15 protein-coding genes and 1 tRNA gene are annotated in these 17,752 nt (G+C 43.2%); 7 read left to right on the top strand and 9 right to left on the bottom strand.

Going from position 1 to position 17,752, the window contains the following annotated elements; translation table 11 throughout:
- Positions 1–233: 233 nt before the first annotated feature.
- Genes bglX through ACYQ0C_RS05415 form a run of 3 tightly spaced genes read left to right on the top strand, consistent with a single transcriptional unit; the run spans position 234 to position 6,006 of the window.
- A complete protein-coding gene (gene bglX / locus ACYQ0C_RS05405; protein ID WP_016278495.1) occupies positions 234–2,477 on the top strand; it encodes a beta-glucosidase BglX in 2,244 nt (747 codons plus the stop codon).
- 20 nt (positions 2,478–2,497) lie between these two features.
- Positions 2,498–3,754, top strand: a complete 1,257-nt coding sequence (locus tag ACYQ0C_RS05410) for a glycoside hydrolase family 5 protein (protein ID WP_016278496.1) — start codon at positions 2,498–2,500, stop codon at positions 3,752–3,754.
- A gap of 20 nt (positions 3,755–3,774) precedes the next feature.
- Complete coding sequence (locus ACYQ0C_RS05415; protein ID WP_016278497.1) at positions 3,775–6,006, top strand: glycoside hydrolase family 3 C-terminal domain-containing protein; 2,232 nt, start codon at positions 3,775–3,777, stop codon at positions 6,004–6,006.
- A gap of 123 nt (positions 6,007–6,129) precedes the next feature.
- On the opposite strand, the gene rny is transcribed toward ACYQ0C_RS05415, so the two are convergent.
- The 4 genes from rny to ACYQ0C_RS05435 form a co-directional block, all read right to left on the bottom strand.
- Complete coding sequence (gene rny / locus ACYQ0C_RS05420; RefSeq protein ID WP_016278498.1) at positions 6,130–7,665, bottom strand: ribonuclease Y; 1,536 nt, start codon at positions 7,663–7,665, stop codon at positions 6,130–6,132.
- A 100-nt stretch (positions 7,666–7,765) separates the two neighbouring features.
- Positions 7,766–8,059 carry a cell division protein ZapA gene (locus tag ACYQ0C_RS05425; RefSeq protein WP_016278499.1) on the bottom strand — a complete coding sequence of 98 codons (294 nt, stop codon included), beginning with the start codon at positions 8,057–8,059 and terminating at the stop codon, positions 7,766–7,768.
- A gap of 29 nt (positions 8,060–8,088) precedes the next feature.
- Complete coding sequence (locus ACYQ0C_RS05430) at positions 8,089–8,382, bottom strand: hypothetical protein (RefSeq protein ID WP_016278500.1); 294 nt, start codon at positions 8,380–8,382, stop codon at positions 8,089–8,091.
- Positions 8,383–8,525: 143 nt separating this feature from the next.
- Entirely contained in the window at positions 8,526–8,915 is a 390-nt protein-coding gene (locus ACYQ0C_RS05435) for a YbaN family protein (RefSeq protein WP_081642386.1), read from the bottom strand.
- A 136-nt stretch (positions 8,916–9,051) separates the two neighbouring features.
- On the opposite strand from ACYQ0C_RS05435, the gene queD reads away from it, so the two are divergent.
- Positions 9,052–9,384, top strand: coding sequence for a 6-carboxytetrahydropterin synthase QueD (queD, locus tag ACYQ0C_RS05440; RefSeq protein WP_025018251.1), 333 nt, complete (start codon positions 9,052–9,054; stop codon positions 9,382–9,384).
- Entirely contained in the window at positions 9,371–9,916 is a 546-nt protein-coding gene (locus ACYQ0C_RS05445; RefSeq protein WP_016278502.1) for a 7-carboxy-7-deazaguanine synthase QueE, read from the top strand. The genes queD and ACYQ0C_RS05445 overlap by 14 nt, the downstream gene beginning before the upstream one ends.
- A 66-nt stretch (positions 9,917–9,982) precedes the next feature.
- Here ACYQ0C_RS05445 and ACYQ0C_RS05450 read toward each other — a convergent pair.
- The 5 genes from ACYQ0C_RS05450 to ACYQ0C_RS05470 form a co-directional block, all read right to left on the bottom strand.
- Positions 9,983–10,055: transfer RNA gene (locus ACYQ0C_RS05450), tRNA-Trp, on the bottom strand.
- 67 nt (positions 10,056–10,122) lie between these two features.
- A complete protein-coding gene (locus ACYQ0C_RS05455) occupies positions 10,123–10,716 on the bottom strand; it encodes a uracil-DNA glycosylase family protein (RefSeq protein WP_016278503.1) in 594 nt (197 codons plus the stop codon).
- Between the two features lie 15 nt (positions 10,717–10,731).
- Complete coding sequence (locus ACYQ0C_RS05460; RefSeq protein ID WP_016278504.1) at positions 10,732–11,358, bottom strand: hypothetical protein; 627 nt, start codon at positions 11,356–11,358, stop codon at positions 10,732–10,734.
- A gap of 139 nt (positions 11,359–11,497) precedes the next feature.
- A complete protein-coding gene (locus ACYQ0C_RS05465) occupies positions 11,498–12,898 on the bottom strand; it encodes an alanine/glycine:cation symporter family protein (RefSeq protein WP_016278505.1) in 1,401 nt (466 codons plus the stop codon).
- Positions 12,899–12,903: 5 nt separating this feature from the next.
- Positions 12,904–13,551 carry an AlbA family DNA-binding domain-containing protein gene (locus ACYQ0C_RS05470; protein WP_016278506.1) on the bottom strand — a complete coding sequence of 216 codons (648 nt, stop codon included), beginning with the start codon at positions 13,549–13,551 and terminating at the stop codon, positions 12,904–12,906.
- A 132-nt stretch (positions 13,552–13,683) separates the two neighbouring features.
- On the opposite strand from ACYQ0C_RS05470, the gene ACYQ0C_RS05475 reads away from it, so the two are divergent.
- Positions 13,684–17,217: a two-component regulator propeller domain-containing protein gene (locus ACYQ0C_RS05475; protein WP_016278507.1), complete on the top strand. Its 3,534-nt coding sequence runs from the start codon at positions 13,684–13,686 to the stop codon at positions 17,215–17,217.
- 215 nt (positions 17,218–17,432) lie between these two features.
- Positions 17,433–17,711: a GNAT family N-acetyltransferase gene (locus ACYQ0C_RS05480; protein ID WP_016278508.1), complete on the top strand. Its 279-nt coding sequence runs from the start codon at positions 17,433–17,435 to the stop codon at positions 17,709–17,711.
- Positions 17,712–17,752 lie beyond the last annotated feature (41 nt).

Here is a 17,752-nt window from a genome sequence, read left to right on the forward strand (position 1 = left end):
GTAATAGAAATTAGTTAAGGAAAGGATATTCTGCCATTAACGAGATATAGTCTGATGATTGGAATATCCTTTTCTTTTGAATTTTGAAGGTTGTATGAAACTTTCCGTAGAAAGGAGGACGTGGTCGGTTTTTGGGAGGATGCCCGCTCATAGTAAGGCATGACTGGGTGATTTAGGAATAGATTATGTACGTGTATATCAAAAATAATAAGAATTAATAGTAATGTAATACCATGAAGCATTTAAAACTATTTTCCGCCTGTTTAATTATGTTGCCTTTCCTTGCTTGTACACATCAAGGAATGAAGGTGGACACGATTGAAAATAAGGTGGAGGAACTGCTGGGCAAGATGACTTTGCAGGAAAAGATCGGTCAGATGAATCAGTTGAGCCCGAATGGGAACATCGATGAAATGGCAGGGCTGATAAAGGAAGGTAAAGTGGGTTCGTTGTTGAACCTGACGGATCCCGAGTTGGTAAATAGAGTGCAAGAAATAGCTGTGAAGAAATCGCGTTTGGGTATTCCCGTTCTAATGTCCCGCGATGTCATTCACGGATATAAGACCATTTTCCCCATTCCATTGGGGCAAGCGGCTACTTTCAATCTCGAGATTGTGGAAGCAGGAGCTCGTGTGGCCGCCATCGAGGCATCGTCCGATGGTATCCGGTGGACGTTTGCGCCGATGATTGATGTTTCGCGCGATGCGCGTTGGGGGCGTATGGCCGAAAGTTGTGGAGAGGACCCCTATCTGAATGCTGTGATGGGAGCTGCCATGGTACGCGGATTTCAGGGTGATTCGTTGAGTGATCCCACGGCGATGGCTGCGTGTGCCAAGCATTTTGTGGGCTACGGTGCTGCCGAGGCCGGCAAGGATTATAATTCTACGTTTATTCCCGAGCGTGTGCTCCGTAATGTATATCTTCCTCCTTTCGAGGCGGCAGCGAAAGCCGGATGTGCTACATTCATGACTTCTTTTAATGACAATGACGGAGTGCCTTCCACGGGTAATGCTTTTATATTGAGGAAGGTGCTGCGTGGCGAGTGGAACTATGACGGCATGGTGGTAACGGACTGGGCTTCGGCTACGGAAATGATTGCTCACGGTTTTTGCAAGGATGCAAAGGAGGCTGCTTGGAAGGCTGTGAATGCCGGAGTGGATATGGAGATGGTCAGTGGTTCTTTCCTTGGAAATCTGGAAGCACTGGTAAAGGAAGGAAAAGTGTCAGGGAAAACGATAGATGATGCGGTGCGCAACATCCTGCGCCTGAAATTCCGCTTGGGATTGTTTGATAATCCTTATGTGGTGACAGATCAAAAGGTGAAATATGCAGAGGAGCATCTGGCCAAGGCAAAGGAAGCGGCCGGAGAATCTGTTATCTTGTTGAAGAATGCGGATGAAGTCTTGCCGTTGAAGGACAAGGTACGTACCGTTGCCGTGGTAGGTCCGATGGCGGATGCTCCTCATGACCAGATGGGCACATGGGTATTTGATGGCGAAAAGGATCATACACAGACTCCTTTGAAAGCTTTGCAGGAAATGTATGGCGACAGGGTGCAGGTTATTTATGAACCGGGGTTGGCATATAGTCGTGACAAAAACATCGCAGGGATAGCGAAAGCGGTTGCTGCGGCACGCCGTGCGGATGTGGTATTGGCTTTTGTGGGGGAGGAAGCAATACTTTCAGGAGAAGCGCATTCTTTGGCCGATTTGAGTTTGCGTGGTGCACAGTCCGAATTGGTTGAGGCTTTGTCGAAAACCGGAAAGCCGGTGGTGACTATAGTTATGGCAGGTCGTCCGTTGACTATCGGCAAGGAAGTGGAAGAGTCTGCTGCTGTTCTTTATTCTTTCCATCCGGGAACGATGGGAGGTCCGGCTATTGCCGAACTGTTGTTCGGGGAGATGGTTCCCAGTGGAAAAACTCCGGTTACTTTCCCGAAGATGGTAGGACAGTTGCCTGTCTATTATGCGCATCATCATACAGGACGTGCTCCCAGTGGAAAGGAAACATTGATTGATGATATTCCATTGGAGGCGGGACAGACTTCATTGGGATGTTCTTCTTTCTATATGGATGCAGGGTTCGGTCCTTTGTTTCCCTTTGGTTACGGATTGTCTTATACCACTTTCGGTTATGATAAATTGGTCTTGTCGGCTGATAAGCTGAAAACGGGGGATGTACTGACTGCCAGCGTGAATGTGACAAATACCGGAAAATATGCAGGCACAGAGGTGGTGCAGCTTTACGTGCAGGATAAGGTGGCTTCTGTTACTCGTCCTGTAAAGGAACTCAAAGGTTTTCAGCGTGTGGCTTTGCAGCCGGGAGAAACGAGGACAGTCATTTTCTCTTTGCCCGTCAGCGAACTGGCTTTTTGGAATATAGATATGAAAAAAGTAGTGGAACCGGGTGATTTCAAGCTATGGTTGGGGACTAATAGTGATGAAGGACTTTCAGCTGAATTTGAAGTAATTGATTGATACATTTGTAGAACATAGGTATGAAAAATGTAATGTGCGCATTGTTGTTTGCAGGAACACTAATCTCCTGCCAGCAAAAACAGGTACAGTCGGATAGTGCTGTACCTGCTCCCGAGGCTTTTGTACGTGTATCCGGACAGGACTTGATTCAGCCGGATGGTAGCAAACTTTTTATCAAGGGTACTAATTTGGGCAACTGGCTGAATCCTGAAGGATATATGTTTGGATTTAACAAGACCAATTCGGAACGCTTCATTAATGAAATGTTCTGCGAGGCGGTAGGACCGGACTTTGTAACGGAATTCTGGAAATTGTTCAAGGATAACTATATCACCCGGAAGGACGTGGAATTTATCGCTTCTACGGGAGCGAATACCATCCGTCTTCCTTTCCATTACAAACTTTTCACAGATGAGGACTATATGGGGCTGACTGTCAATCAGGACGGATTTGCTCGTGTGGACAGTGTAGTGAACTGGTGTCGTGACAATCATCTTTATCTTATTTTGGATATGCACGATGCTCCCGGCGGACAGACGGGGGATAATATTGACGACAGCTACGGTTATCCTTGGCTGTTTGAAAGCGAAGCCAGCCAGCAGTTATTTTGTGACATTTGGCGTAAGATTGCCGATTATTACAAGAACGAGCCGGTAATTTTGGGCTATGAACTGATTAATGAACCGATTGCTCCTTATTTTGAAAACATGGAAGAGTTGAACGGCAAGCTGGAAGCAGTTCACAAGCTGGCGGTAAAGGCTATCCGTGAGGTGGATAACAATCATATTGTATTGATTGGCGGTTCGCAGTGGAACGGAAATTTCAAACCGTTCAAGGATTCTAAGTATGACGACAAACTGATGTACACTTGCCATCGTTACGGGGGTGAGCCTACTAAAGCGGCTATTCAGGAGATTATCAATTTTCGCGATAGCGTGAATCTACCGATGTATATGGGTGAGATAGGGCATAATACGGATGAATGGCAGACTGCTTTCTGTAAAACAATGGAAGAAAATAACATTGGATATACTTTCTGGCCGTATAAAAAATTGAATGGCTCTTCGTTCCTGGGGATCAATGCTCCAGATGACTGGGATTTGGTTGTTGCATTTTCCGAGGCATCGCGTGGTACTTATAAGGAGATACGTGATGTGCGTCCACGTCAGGAATTGGTGAAGAAGGCTATGTTAGGATTCATAGAGAATAGTAAATGTGAGAACTGCATGCCACAAACGGGCTATATTCGTTCACTGGGCTTGCAGGTGAACAAGTAAAATCATAAAGGGATAATATCATGAAAAAACTTTTATTTGCATTTCCGTTAATGGTAGTAGGCTTTTTTGCTCAGGCGCAGACTGTACCGGTTTATTTGGATGAGGCAAAACCGATGGAACAGCGTATTGAAGATGCCTTGGCACGCATGACGCTTGAGGAGAAAGTCCGGGTGGTTCATGCCCAAAGTAAATTCTCTTCGGCGGGAGTTCCCCGTTTGGGATTTCCCGATTTTTGGACTGATGACGGCCCTCATGGCGTTCGTCCCGATGTATTGTGGGATGAGTGGGAACAGGCGGGGCAGACAAACGATTCCTGTGTAGCTTTTCCGGCGCTTACCTGTTTGGCGGCATCATGGAATCCCGCGATGTCTCTCATTTATGGGGAAAGTCTGGGTGAGGAAGCATTGTATCGTGGAAAGGATATGATTTTGGGGCCAGGTGTGAATATTTACCGTACTCCTTTGAATGGACGTAACTTTGAGTATATGGGAGAAGATCCTTATTTGGCTTCACGCATGGTTGTTCCTTATATTACGGGATTGCAGTCAAAGGGCGTTTCTGCCTGTGTTAAACATTATGCGTTGAACAATGATGAGGAATACCGCCATCAGGTGAATGTCATAGTTGACGACCGCGCACTGCACGAGATTTATCTTCCTGCTTTCAAGGCGGCTGTTGAGGAGGCGGGCTCTTGGGCTATCATGGGGGCATACAATCTCTATAAGGACCAGCATAACTGCCATAACCAGTGGCTTTTGAACGATATATTGAAAAGGGACTGGAAATTTGACGGAGTGGTTGTTTCTGACTGGGGAGGAACTCACGACACGGATCAAGCTGTGAAGAATGGCCTTGACATGGAGTTCGGTTCATGGACTAACGGGTTGACGATGGGGGCAAGTAATGCTTATGATAACTATTACTTGGCAAATCCTTATCTGAAAGGAATAAAGGAAGGTAAATATACAATAAAAGAGCTTGATGATAAAGTGCGCCGCATACTTCGTCTTTACTATCGTACAACGATGAACAGGCAGCGTCCCGTTGGCTTTCTATGTTCGGATCTTCATTATGCAGCCGCAAAGAAGATTGCCGAAGAGGGGATCGTCCTGTTGCAGAATAAGAACAATGTATTGCCGATTGATCTACAGAATGTCAGGCGTATTCTCGTTGTTGGCGAGAATGCTATCAAGCCTATGACTGTGGGTGGTGGTTCTTCCTCGCTTAAGGTACAGAAAGAAATATCTCCGCTGGAAGGCTTGCAGGCACGCCTTGCCGGTACAAACATTGTAGTGGATTATCAGCGCGGCTATGTGGGCGACAAGACCAGTGAGTATAACGGTGTGAAATTGAAAGTCAATTTGGATGAGGAGCGTACGGAAGAGCAACTTATTGCCGATGCTGTGAATGCTGCAGAGGATGCCGATTATGTAGTTATTTTCGGTGGCTTGAATAAAAGCGACTATCAGGATTGTGAGGGGCACGACCGCAAAGAGTATAAACTTCCTTATAATCAGGATAAACTGATTACCGCTTTGGCAGAGACTAATAAGAATGTAGTTTATGTTAATATTTCAGGCAATGCAGTAGCAATGCCTTGGACTGACAAGGTTCCTGCTATTGTTCAAGGATGGTTTATCGGTTCTGAGGCAGGTGGAGCAATTGCTTCCGTTCTGGTGGGTGATGTGAATCCATCGGGCAAACTGCCATTTACATGGCCGGTTTCTTTGCAGGATGTGGGTGCGCACAAACTTAATACTTATCCCGGTACATGGCGTGAGGGTAATCAGATTATAGATGAGGAGTATAAGGAAAGCATTTATGTGGGATACCGCTGGGCTGACAAGGAGAAGATAAAACCTACTTTCGCTTTTGGACACGGATTGAGTTATACAACTTTTGCGTATGGCAGGGCGGTGGTTGATAAGAAAGTGATGGGTGCGGACGAAACATTGACCGTTACGGTGCCTGTAACTAATACGGGAAACCGTGAAGGAGCTGAAATCGTGCAACTTTATATCAGTGACTTGAAATCATCTTTACCTCGTCCTGTAAAGGAACTGAAAGGCTTTAGCAAAGTAAAACTGACTCCGGGAGAAACCAAAGAAGTAGTTTTCACTATTGGAAAGGACGCTTTGAGCTTTTATGATGATGCTCGTCATGAATGGGTGGCGGAACCGGGCAAGTTTGAAGTTATTGTGGCTGCTTCGGCTGCGGATATGAAATCGAAAGTTTCTTTTGAACTAAAATAGCAATAATACAAATTACTAGGTTGAATAAAAGTTAGATTAAGGTTAAGTTAGGTATTATAATAGGCGTTATGGTTTGTGAAAACGATAACGCCTTTAATTTTAAGGGGAGATTTTGTTTTGCTTTTATTTGGCGAAGCTTACCGCACGTGTCTCGCGAATGACAGTTATCTTCACTTGTCCCGGATAAGTCATTTCATCTTGAATCTTCTTCGCTATTTCGCCAGACAAACTTTCAGTTTGTTTGTCATCAATCTTGTCGGCACCTACAATCACGCGCAATTCGCGACCCGCCTGAATGGCGTATGTTTTCGTTACCCCCGGATAGGACATGGCTAATTGTTCCAGATCATTCAAACGCTTGATATAAGCTTCTACAATTTCACGGCGAGCGCCCGGACGTGCACCTGAGATGGCATCACATACCTGTACGATAGGAGCCAGCAGGCTGGTCATTTCCGTTTCGTCATGGTGAGCGCCGATGGCATTGCAGATGTCTGGTTTCTCTTTGTATTTTTCGGCTATCTTCATACCTAGCAATGCGTGCGGCAATTCCGGCTCTTCATCAGGTACTTTACCTATATCATGCAGTAAGCCGGCACGTTTTGCTTTTTTAGGATTCAATCCTAATTCAGAAGCCATCACAGCGCAAAGATTGGCTGTCTCACGGGCATGTTGTAACAGATTCTGGCCGTATGAGGAGCGATATTTCATCTTACCGATGATACGGATCAGTTCAGGATGCAAACCATGAATACCTAAGTCAATCGTGGTACGTTTACCGGTTTCAATAATTTCTTCTTCTACCTGTTTGCGTACCTTGGCTACCACTTCTTCAATACGTGCCGGATGGATACGTCCGTCAGTTACCAGTTGATGCAATGCCAGGCGGGCGATTTCGCGGCGTACAGGGTCAAACGCCGAAAGTACAATAGCTTCAGGAGTATCATCCACAACGATTTCTACACCGGTTGCTGCTTCTAAAGCACGGATGTTACGTCCTTCACGACCGATAATACGTCCTTTTATCTCATCCGATTCGATATGGAATACGGTTACAGAGTTTTCGATGGCAGTTTCTGTGGCTACTCGTTGGATAGACTGGATGACGATGCGTTTGGCTTCTTTATTGGCTGTAAGCTTGGCGTCATCCATAATGTCATTAATATAGGAAGCGGCTTGTGTCTTCGCTTCTTCTTTCAATGATTCTATCAGGCGTTCTTTAGCTTCTTCAGCAGAAAGTCCGGAAAGGACTTCCAATTTTTCACGTTCCTGCATTTGTAACTTATCCAGTTCATCCTTTTTCTTGTCTATAATGACAATTTGAGCTTCCAGATTTTCTTTGATAGCTTCTGCTTCCGTGCGCTTGCGTTGAACCTCTTCCTGTTTTTGGTTCAACATCAGTTCGCGTTGTTTTAATTTGTTTTCGGCTTGCTGAATCTTTTGGTTGCGTAAGGCGACTTCTTTTTCCAGATCAGCTTTCTTGTTCAGGAATTTTTCTTTTACTTCCAGAAGTTTGTTCTTTTTAATCACTTCTGCTTCTGTTTGTGCTTCCTTGATGATAATGTCATACTTAGATTTCAGGCCATATCTGAAAAGCATGTATGATAGGCCTCCACCTACAGCGAAACACACAATTGCTATTATTACCGTTGTTATCATTGTTATTAATTTATATATAAATAAAAAACGCACAACTTATCTGTCAAGAACCCTTCTCTTGACAGTATAGCTGTGCGTGAATATCTCCAATTCTAAACGATTACTCTCTGTTACTGATTTGTTTTTCTATCTCTTTGGTCAGCTCCTGCAATTTTTCCTGATAAGGTGCAGTGTCATTTCTGTCTTTCATAGAAATATTTTCAAAAGCTAACTCCAGCGCAGCCATTGCCCAATGCCTTGTAGGGCTGAAATCGGGGTAATAACTACGGTATTTGTTTAGTTTATTGTCAATCTGCTTGGCAGCGTCCCTGTATAACTGTTCATCTTCACGACGGATAGTCATCGGGTATCGTTCGTTGTCAATCAGTAGATGTATCTTCATCATATCGTCCATCATACTATCGTTTTATTGTTCAACTTCTTTTATTCGTTTAATAAAGCGATGCATTTGTCGACTTCACGCACGAGCCTTGACAATCGTTGCTTTGTATCGTTGATATCTTTATCATGGATACTGATTGTCCGGGCCATTTTCAAATTGGCATATCTTACTTCTAATTCTTTCCGGCTATTTTCCAATCGTCTCACCTCATCGTCCTTTTCGGCGAGAAGTTGCTTTAACTTAGCATTTTCATGTTTCAATTCATCATGTAAATACATAAAATGCCTCAGTCTTGCCTCGAAAATATTTAATAGCTTTTTGTCCTCTTCAGTCATTTTACACCAAAATTGTACACAAATATAAAGGATTGGAAGCAAACACGAAAATATTTCGTCCTAAATTTATCGTTTATCGTTTAAAAAACTTTTTTAATGTCTTTATTAGCTGTTTTTCCCGTGGCTGTCCGGATGTGATTTTTTTACCGCGCGTGTCTGTCGGAAGGCGTTTGCCGCTTTAATGTTTTATAGGATAAGATGTGACGGGTGGTGCCGGTGGCAATGATCAGGAACAGGATTCTTGCCCAGATGTAGGGGGCTATCCAGATGGCGCAATAGCTTAGGGTGATCCATATTAATGATACGGAAACGATCTTGGCGTGTAAAGGAATTGCTTTATGCTCGCGGAAATTGCGGATATAGCTTCCTAGGTATCTTTGTCGGATGAGCCAATGATACAGGCGTGGTGAACTGCGGAAATACATGGCGGCTGTCAGTAATAAAAAGGGGGTGGTAGGCAGTAAAGGAAGAAATATGCCGATAATGCCTAGTATGAGTGATATTGTTCCTATAACAGTATATAGTGCTTTCATGGATGCAAATATAGACCAAAAAACGAAAAAATGCTGTGTCCTTTTTATATTATTCTTTTTTTATGGTGTATCTTTGTGCTCTGTAACACCGAGGTGACATCAGGTGTGAATTCTTTCTTATTTATAATTGAATGTTATGTATACAGTAATTAAACGAATGGAAATTTCAGCTTCTCATAGCTTGAAGCTGTCGTATGAAAGTAAATGTGAGAATTTGCACGGTCACAATTGGATTATTACCGTCTATTGCCGTTCCGAAGTGTTGAATGAGGATGGTATGGTGGTGGATTTTACGCATATCAAGGAAGCTGTGATGGGGCGTTTGGATCATCAGAATTTAAATGAAGTCGTTCCTTTTAATCCTACAGCAGAAAATATTGCGCGCTGGGTATGTGAGCAGGTCCCTGCTTGTTTCAAAGTTGAAGTCCGTGAGTCGGAAGGAAATACCGTTATCTATGAGAAAGATTAATGAAATATTTTATAGTTTGCAGGGGGAAGGTTACCATACCGGTATGCCTGCTGTTTTTGTGCGTTTCTCCGGATGCAATTTGAAATGTTCTTTTTGCGATACCCGGCATGAGGAGGGAACATGGATGAGCGATGAGGATATTGTGAGGGAAGTGATAAAGTATCCGGCCCGGGTTGTGATATTGACTGGTGGTGAGCCCGGATTGTGGATTGATGAAAGATTGGTTGACGCCTTGCATCAGGAAGGGAAGTATGTTTGTATTGAAACAAACGGCACTTGCCTGTTGCCCGAAAATATAGATTGGGTCACTTGCTCCCCTAAAGAAGGGGCGGAACTAAAATTAGACCGTATGGATGAGGTAAAGGTGGTTTATGTGGGGCAAGATGTTTCCCCTTATCTGGATCTGCCTGCCGGTCATTATTTCCTGCAGCCTTGTTCTTGCTCTAATACCGGTGAAGTGATTGCTTACATTTTGCAGCATCCCGAATGGCGGTTGAGCTTGCAGACTCATAAACTATTGCAAATTCCTTAGGAAAGCAGAAGATATAAAAAAAGAAAAGTCATTGGATGCCGTAGCATTGAATGACTTTTCTTTTTGCACGGGAGGAGAGGCTCGAACTCCCGACACCCGGTTTTGGAGACCGGTGCTCTACCAACTGAGCTACTCCCGTGTTTGCGGCTGCAAAGGTAGTGTAATATTTTGAATATACAAACCTATTTATGAAAAAATATTGTTCTTTATTCGTCTAGTAGACCTAACTCATTGAACATGAAACGGTAAGCATCCGACTTTTTTTCCAGTGCCAACGGGTAGGCCCGGCTTGAAGAAGGCATTCTGTATAGTCGCATTATCCGGTCTTCGAACTCGAAAGGTTCACTGGTTCCTACAGCGGGTTCTTTCACTTTTATTTGTTCGCGAATGATATCCGTCGCTTTTTGTCCAGTGGTTACAATTGCCTTGCACATTGGAATTTGTTTCAGCAGCAAACTGATATCTGTCTGTTCTACAACTTCCAGAAATTTGTCTGAGGCATTGTCCTGTAAACGGCGGATGGCTGAGGCGGTATCATAAAGTGCGATACCTTTCTTATGTAAAAAGTCAATAATACGTTCCTTGTCAAACACCTTCTTGTCAGGGTTCATGAAATGCTCCTTGTTTTGGAAAAAGATTATTCCAAAGATACGCCACATGTCATTTTGCAGATTGGGGTAAAAAAAGTCCATACTCCATCGTTTCTTCTGCGGAGGGAAACTGCCTAACATCAGTAGTTTGGCGTTAGCCGGCAAAAAAGGCTCCAATGGATGTTCTTCTATATTTAATAAGGAGTTCATAAAAGCTTTGGTGGTTTATTCTTTCGGCTTTGGCTCTTTTTTAGCCAGTAATACGATGTTATAGACATATTCCGTCATCCAACTTTCAGAATATCCCAAGGTTTGTTTGTATTTACGAATGGCAACGCAGGTCTTGTGCACGCTTTCGTCTTTCCAGTCGGACTTGGTCATGATGTCATGAATTGTCTTCTCGGTCATGTTGCGCAACATTTTCTTCATCACGCTGGGCATGCGGAATTTCCATTGCATCAAATTGCCTATCAGCATCATCAAGTCATTGCTGAATCCCTGGAACATAAAAAGATAAGTTTTGACGTCATTCACATTCTTGCAGTTCTTTTTTATAGAGCCGTCAATTTCTTTAAAGAAGTCGTCACTCAAACCATAAAGTTCTGCCAACATCTTTTTACAGCGTGATTTTTCAGCAATTCCCAACTTGTTGTTCTGAGTCGGTATTTTGAGGGTACGCTTGAAAACTGCCATATCCGGCAGAAAATTAATATTGGTTATACCTATGTTGCAGGCCATTACAGACTGATAATATACACGGATCAGTGTCATGAAGTCCTCCATACCGCCTACACGGCTTGTTTCTTCTTCTTCCGTCTGTTTTTTACCGAATAATTTTGAAAATATGCTCATTGTGCTCTTAATTATATTGTTTTCTTGCTTGCAAAGATAACGATAAAAACTGAAACATTTTTGATTAAATTTCTTTTGTTTCACTATTTATCATGATTATAGAATGGTTGATGCCGGATTTTGGTATGATTGCTTTGTGTTACCAGCATTCCAAATCATTTTCAATGTCCTTCATTTGGCCTTTGGTAAAAACAGGATTCTTGATACCGTTGCGTTTCTGAATCCGGTAGTCTTCCAATAGACGGAATGCGTATTTTCCTAGTAAGGTTATGGCTATCAGGTTGCAGATGGTCATAAATCCCATTGCCATATCGGCCAGACTCCATGCCAGATCCAGACTGGCCAATGCTCCGAACATAACCATGCCTCCCACTGATACACGATAAACGGGAAGGGCCCATTTCTGACGGGTAATGTAACGAACATTGGCTTCACCGTAATAATAATTTCCTAAGATGCTGCTATAGGCGAAAAACAGAATCGCCACCGCTACATAAATAGTCCCGATATTGCCTATTTCATTATTCAGCGCCATTTGGGTAAGTTTTATTCCGTTGGCTTCTCCGGTAGAGGCCAATCCGCTAAAAAGAATGATGAAAGCCGTGCAGGTGCATATAACAAGCGTATCGGTAAAGACTCCCAATGCTTGAATTAACCCTTGTTTTACAGGATGAGTGACATCGGCACTTGCCGCCACATTAGGCGCGGAACCCATACCGGCTTCGTTGCTGAACAATCCGCGTTTGATTCCTTGCATTAATGCTATGCCTGTACCTCCGCCTAATGCCTGTTCCCAACCGAAGGCATTCGCTATAATCAATTCAATAACTTCCGGTAAATGCTTTACGTTCATAATTACGATGAAAAGGGCTAAAAAGATATATCCCAATGCCATGACAGGAACAATAACGCTACTAACTTTAGCGATACGCTGAATACCTCCGAAGATGATGGCTAATGTGAGCAAGGTCAGTATCGCTCCCATTAAGGTGGGAGATATATTGAATGCTTCCTCGAAGGCGGCGCAAATGGTATTACTTTGTACGGAATTAAAAGCGAATCCGAAAGTGAAGATAAGCATAAATGCAAACAAGATTCCCATCCACGGCTGTTTTAATCCTTTTTTCATGTAGTAAGCCGGACCGCCAACAAAAGAATTATGTCCGTGTACTTTATATAATTGGGCCAGCGTGGACTCAATAAAAGCGCTGCTGGCACCCAAAAGAGCGATTACCCACATCCAGAAAACCGCACCCGGACCACCCAAAGTAATAGCCGTGGCGACTCCTGCCAAATTGCCTGTCCCCACGCGGCTGGCTATGGAGACAGCAAAAGCTTGAAAAGAGGAAATGTGATGTTCGCGACCTTCCGCCTTGCCGGTAGAATCACCTAGCAAACGTACCATTTCGCCTATCATGCGGAATTGTACGCATTTTGTTTTAAGAGTAAACCAAAATGCACATCCCAACAGCATGATAACCAGAACGTAAGTCCAAAGTACATCATTCACAATGCCGGTAAATTGGGTCAGTATATCCATTTTATTTATTCCTTGTTTAATTTAAAGTAGAATTTATGTCCGTGGAAAACAGGTTCCACCAGACCAAAACGGATAAAGTCCGCTAATAGTTCACAAGCAGTCTTGCGATTTAACCGGCAAAGTTTGCAACATTGGTTCAATGAAAGGTTTTCTTTTTCTTTCAAGATATCCAGTAACCGTTGCTCTCTTTCAGTAAATGCTACAAGTACTCCTTCTGGCTTTTTACTGTGTTGCCACATTCTCAGATGGACGGGAGTGGCCAATATGTTTTCATCTTTGATGCGGATGTAGGCCCATGGCTTATTGGTTTCATCCATGGCATATACAGGCTTGGAGGCCGCCTTGTTGATTCGTACTTCCAATACGGTCTTTCCTTCTACCTGATAAGTCCTCGTTTCCAGTTCCACCTTGGGCTGGCAATACATGGTTGCCGCCGCTTCTATCATATATATTTCTTCGTCAGAGCGGACTCCGGCTATTTTGCCATTATCCTTTACCCCTATTAACAGCCTGCCACCCTCGGTATTGGCGAATGCGGAAAGACTGCGGGCTATTTTTCGTGCATCCGAAATCTCGAACTTAAAATCCTGATGACAGTGTTCTCCCTCCGAGACAAGCTGCCGTATGTATTGTGTATCCGTTAATGCCTTCATTTCGATTGCAAAAATAGGAAAAATGAAACATATTATGGGTATCGAATGATAAAAAAGCAGATATTAGCTTGTCTGTTATCAAGCTTTTTGTTTCATTTGCATTGGAATAAAAATAATAAGCCTTTAAAATCTATGAGAATAAGAAAACATTGTTTGATCATTACATTATTATGCTTTTCCTGTCTGATGAATGCAAGCGGGTTCATGTTTAAACATTTGGAGGTGAAAGAGGGTCTGTCAAACAATCAAATACTTGATATATTTAAAGATTCCGAGGGATTTATGTGGTTTGCTACAGCTTCCGGACTGAATCGGTATGACGGGGATCGGATGACTCTGTTCCGTAGCTATAATGCTGATCCTGCTTCTTTGCCTGATAACTATGTCGAAAGCATACAAGAAGATTATAAAGGAAACTTATGGATTCTTACCGGTGCAGGTTACGCCATTTATAGCCCGGAGTCGGAAACGTTCAACAGGGATGTGCATGAATGGTTATGGGAAGCTGGTATTGATGGAACTCCTGCTCTGGTGCATATAGACCATTATAAAAATATGTGGTTCTATATAAAAGGAAAAGGTTGCTGTCTTTACATGCCGGAATCACAATTGTTATATCCGCTTTGGTTCGGGACTCATCAGTTGCCGGAAGGTGATATTACGGACATTCAGGAATGTGGGGAGGGAGTCTTGTTGGTATATAATACCGGCAGGCTTGTTTGTCTGGATTCCCAGACGAATAAGATTAAATGGCAGCAGGATGATCTGACCAGGGAATTGGGAATTGAAAAACAGGGAATCTTCACTCTGTTTGTAGACCGGGATAATGATATATGGATGTACAGTCCGTTTGGAATGTGGGTTTATAATCCAAAGCAAAAGAAGTGGCTGTCCCAGCTGGCGGATATGACTAAGTACCGGTCGTGTAATAGGGTTCGCGCTGTGGCACAGGATAAGCAGGGGCGTATATGGATAGGAAAGGATCAGGAGGGTATTGATATATTGGATAAGAAAACAGGTGAAGTGAGGCATTTGCTGAACAAGACGGATGATGAGCGTAGCCTGCAAGACAATACAGTGATGGCTCTATACGAGGATTCCAGTGAAACGATGTGGGTGGGAACTTATAAAAAAGGAGTTTCTTATTTTAATGAGAGTACTTTTAAATTTGGGATAGAGCACATAGGAAATATTAATTGCATTGAAGAGGACAAAGAAGGTTGTGTGTGGTTGGGGACTAACGATGCAGGTGTAATTTATTGGAATTCCGCAACCGGCAGCCGGAGTGCTTTCCCGCAGAATACTACGGATAAACTCATCACTGATGCCATTGTCTGCATCTTGAAAACTGATGATGGTAAACTCTGGATGGGCACTTTGGTAAAAGGGTTGATTTGTTATGATAACGGGCGTGTTACTCGTTATAAGAAAAATATGCCGGAACAACAAAATTCTTTAGCTCACAATCATGTATGCGCTTTGGCTGAAGACAAACAGGGGACTATATGGATAGGCACATTGGGTGGAGGAGTACAGAGCCTGGATCTTAAGACCGGTTTGTTTACCACTTATAATACAAGTTCGGCCGGTCTGCTTTCCGATGATGTTTTTTCATTGTGCATGGGGAAAGAAGGCTCTTTGTGGATTGGTACAGATCAGGGGCTTTCGGAACTGGATCTTGAGACTAAAAAGGTGGCTAGTCTGAAAGGTACTAAATCCGGTAAGGAATATTTTTCTGACCAGCATATAAGTCAGGTGTATGAAGATAGTCGCGGATTGCTATGGATTGGCACACGTAAGGGACTGAATGTTTATAATCCCCAAATGGATGAGCTGATTGTATTAGGAGTGGAGCAGGGAGTTTCCAGTCCTGTCATTTCCGGAATAGTGGAAGATGATCATAAAAATATATGGGTGACTACTGCACGTGGAATTACTAATATTATCCCTGCGGAAGATTCAAAAACAGGAGGTTATACTTTTCGTAATTATATTTATGATGACAAAGATGGTTTGCAGAATTGTGGGTTCAATCAGCGTTCCATCAAAAAACTGTCTTCTGGAGAAATTGTTATGGGAGGGTTGTATGGTGTTAATCGCTTCCGGCCGGATGATATTAAATACAATAAAAAATGTCCCAAGGTGATGTTTACCCGCTTGTTCTTGTTCAATGAAGAAGTAAAGGTGGGCAAGGAATATGAAGGCAGAATTATTTTGGATAAGGTCTTGAATAAGGTGGATCAGATAAAATTGAGCTATGAGCAGAATATGTTCAGCGTGCAGTTTGCTTCTGACAACTATATCTTGCCGGAGAAAACGGAATATGTCTATAAACTGGAAGGTTTCAATGATGGTTGGTTGACCACTGCCTATGGCGAAGTAACCTATACCAATCTGTCCCCCGGAACCTATATGCTGAAAGTGAAAGCGATAAATGGTGACGGATATGGCGGGGGTGAAGAAGCTTCATTAAAGATTGTTGTCTATCCTCCTTTCTGGCTTTCTGTTTGGGCGTATGTTATTTACGGATGTTTGGCGGTTGCTGTATTGTTGTTGGGACGCTATTTGTTCCCTAATGCTTTTAAATTCACCCGCAGTGGTGGAAGAGTGGACGTGTTTGTCGGTTTGGCGGAAGGACAGGAATCTCAGGAAATGCTGGAGGTCAGAGTGGCCGATACAGGTGTCGGTATCAGCGAGGAAGACAAAGAACGGGTTTTTGAACGTTTTTATCAAGTGGATAATCCGGACATAGAGCTTTCTGGTAGCGGAATAGGTCTGACCATTGCACGTGATTTTGTCAAGCTTCATGGTGGTACGGTGAAAGTTATGGACAATGTTCCTGCAGGTTGTGTCTTTGTTGTCCACATTCCGGTAAAATGTTCCGGTAGTAAACCAGCGGAGGCGGAACAGGCACAAGTAGCAGGCAGCCTCGTAGAAGACGTATCCACACTTCAAGTTCCGGAGCCTCATGCGGCGCCTGATGCCGGGGCGGAGCCGGAAGAAGAATCAAATCATATAATAACGATAGAGGGGTTGGAGGAGGATATCCGAAGATTGGAATCCGATAATGCGGAAGAAATTGTGGAAGAAAGAAATATAGAAACAATCTCAACAATTGCTCCACAAAGGGCAACGGTGATTCAATTGGTTGAAGGGGAGGATAATGAGATAATAACTCAGATTGTTCCACCGGAGGAATTGCCGGAGGCCGTGACTGCTGTTTCTGGCGGAAGGAAGGGGACTGCGTCATTCTCTTTGGATGCGGAAGAGAAATTGAATTCGCTTCGGGATCATGTTCTTATTGATCCCATTGCGCGTGAGGTGGCCATTACTTCGATGGATGAAAAACTGATAGATCATGCTGTGAAGTATGTGGAGGAAAATATGGCACGCAGTGATTTGTCTGTAGAAGAGTTAAGCAGGGAATTGGGGATGAGCCGTGTTCATTTGTATAAGAAGTTATTGGCTGTTACCGGTAAGACTCCTATCGAGTTTATTCGTGTTATCCGCTTGAAACGGGCTGCCTGGTTGCTCCGTGAAAGTCAACAGAATATTTCAGAAATAGCCTATCAGGTGGGTTTTAATAATCCGAAGTATTTCAGTAAATATTTCAAGGAGGAATTTGGAATGTTGCCTTCGGCTTATCAATGTAAGGAGGACGGATGATTTTCCGATCCGGAGGAAAAGGTGATTACTTCTTCTATAACTATGGATGATTTGAAGTTTTATGGTGATACCGGTTGTTTCTGGAAGGTTTAAAGTCTATATCGGAACCTCGTCAACCGACATGTGTTCTGTGGTAGATTTCGTCTGTGAGTAAAAACAATTCCATTCTATTATTGTTTTTATTCATAATAGTCGTACATTAAAATCATTATAAAATGGAACATACAGTTATACATGACGAGAAAGTAAACCGTTTTGAAGTATTTGAATCGGGACAAATCGCCTATTTGCAATATGACGAAAAGAACGGAGTTCTAGATATCCTTCATACAATAGTCCCTCCACAACTGGAAGGGCAGGGAATAGCTCAGGCTTTGACTGAGGCTGCTGTGAGATACGCTTCGGTCGGAGGGTTTAAAATACGTCCTACTTGCTCTTTTGCGAAAATATTCTTTACCCGGCATACCCAATATAAAGATATGTTAGTGGAGTAAGAAAACGAATCAGACACGGGTGCTTGTGCAATCTGTGCCTG

This window comes from Phocaeicola sartorii JCM 17136 = DSM 21941 (genome assembly GCF_054653615.1).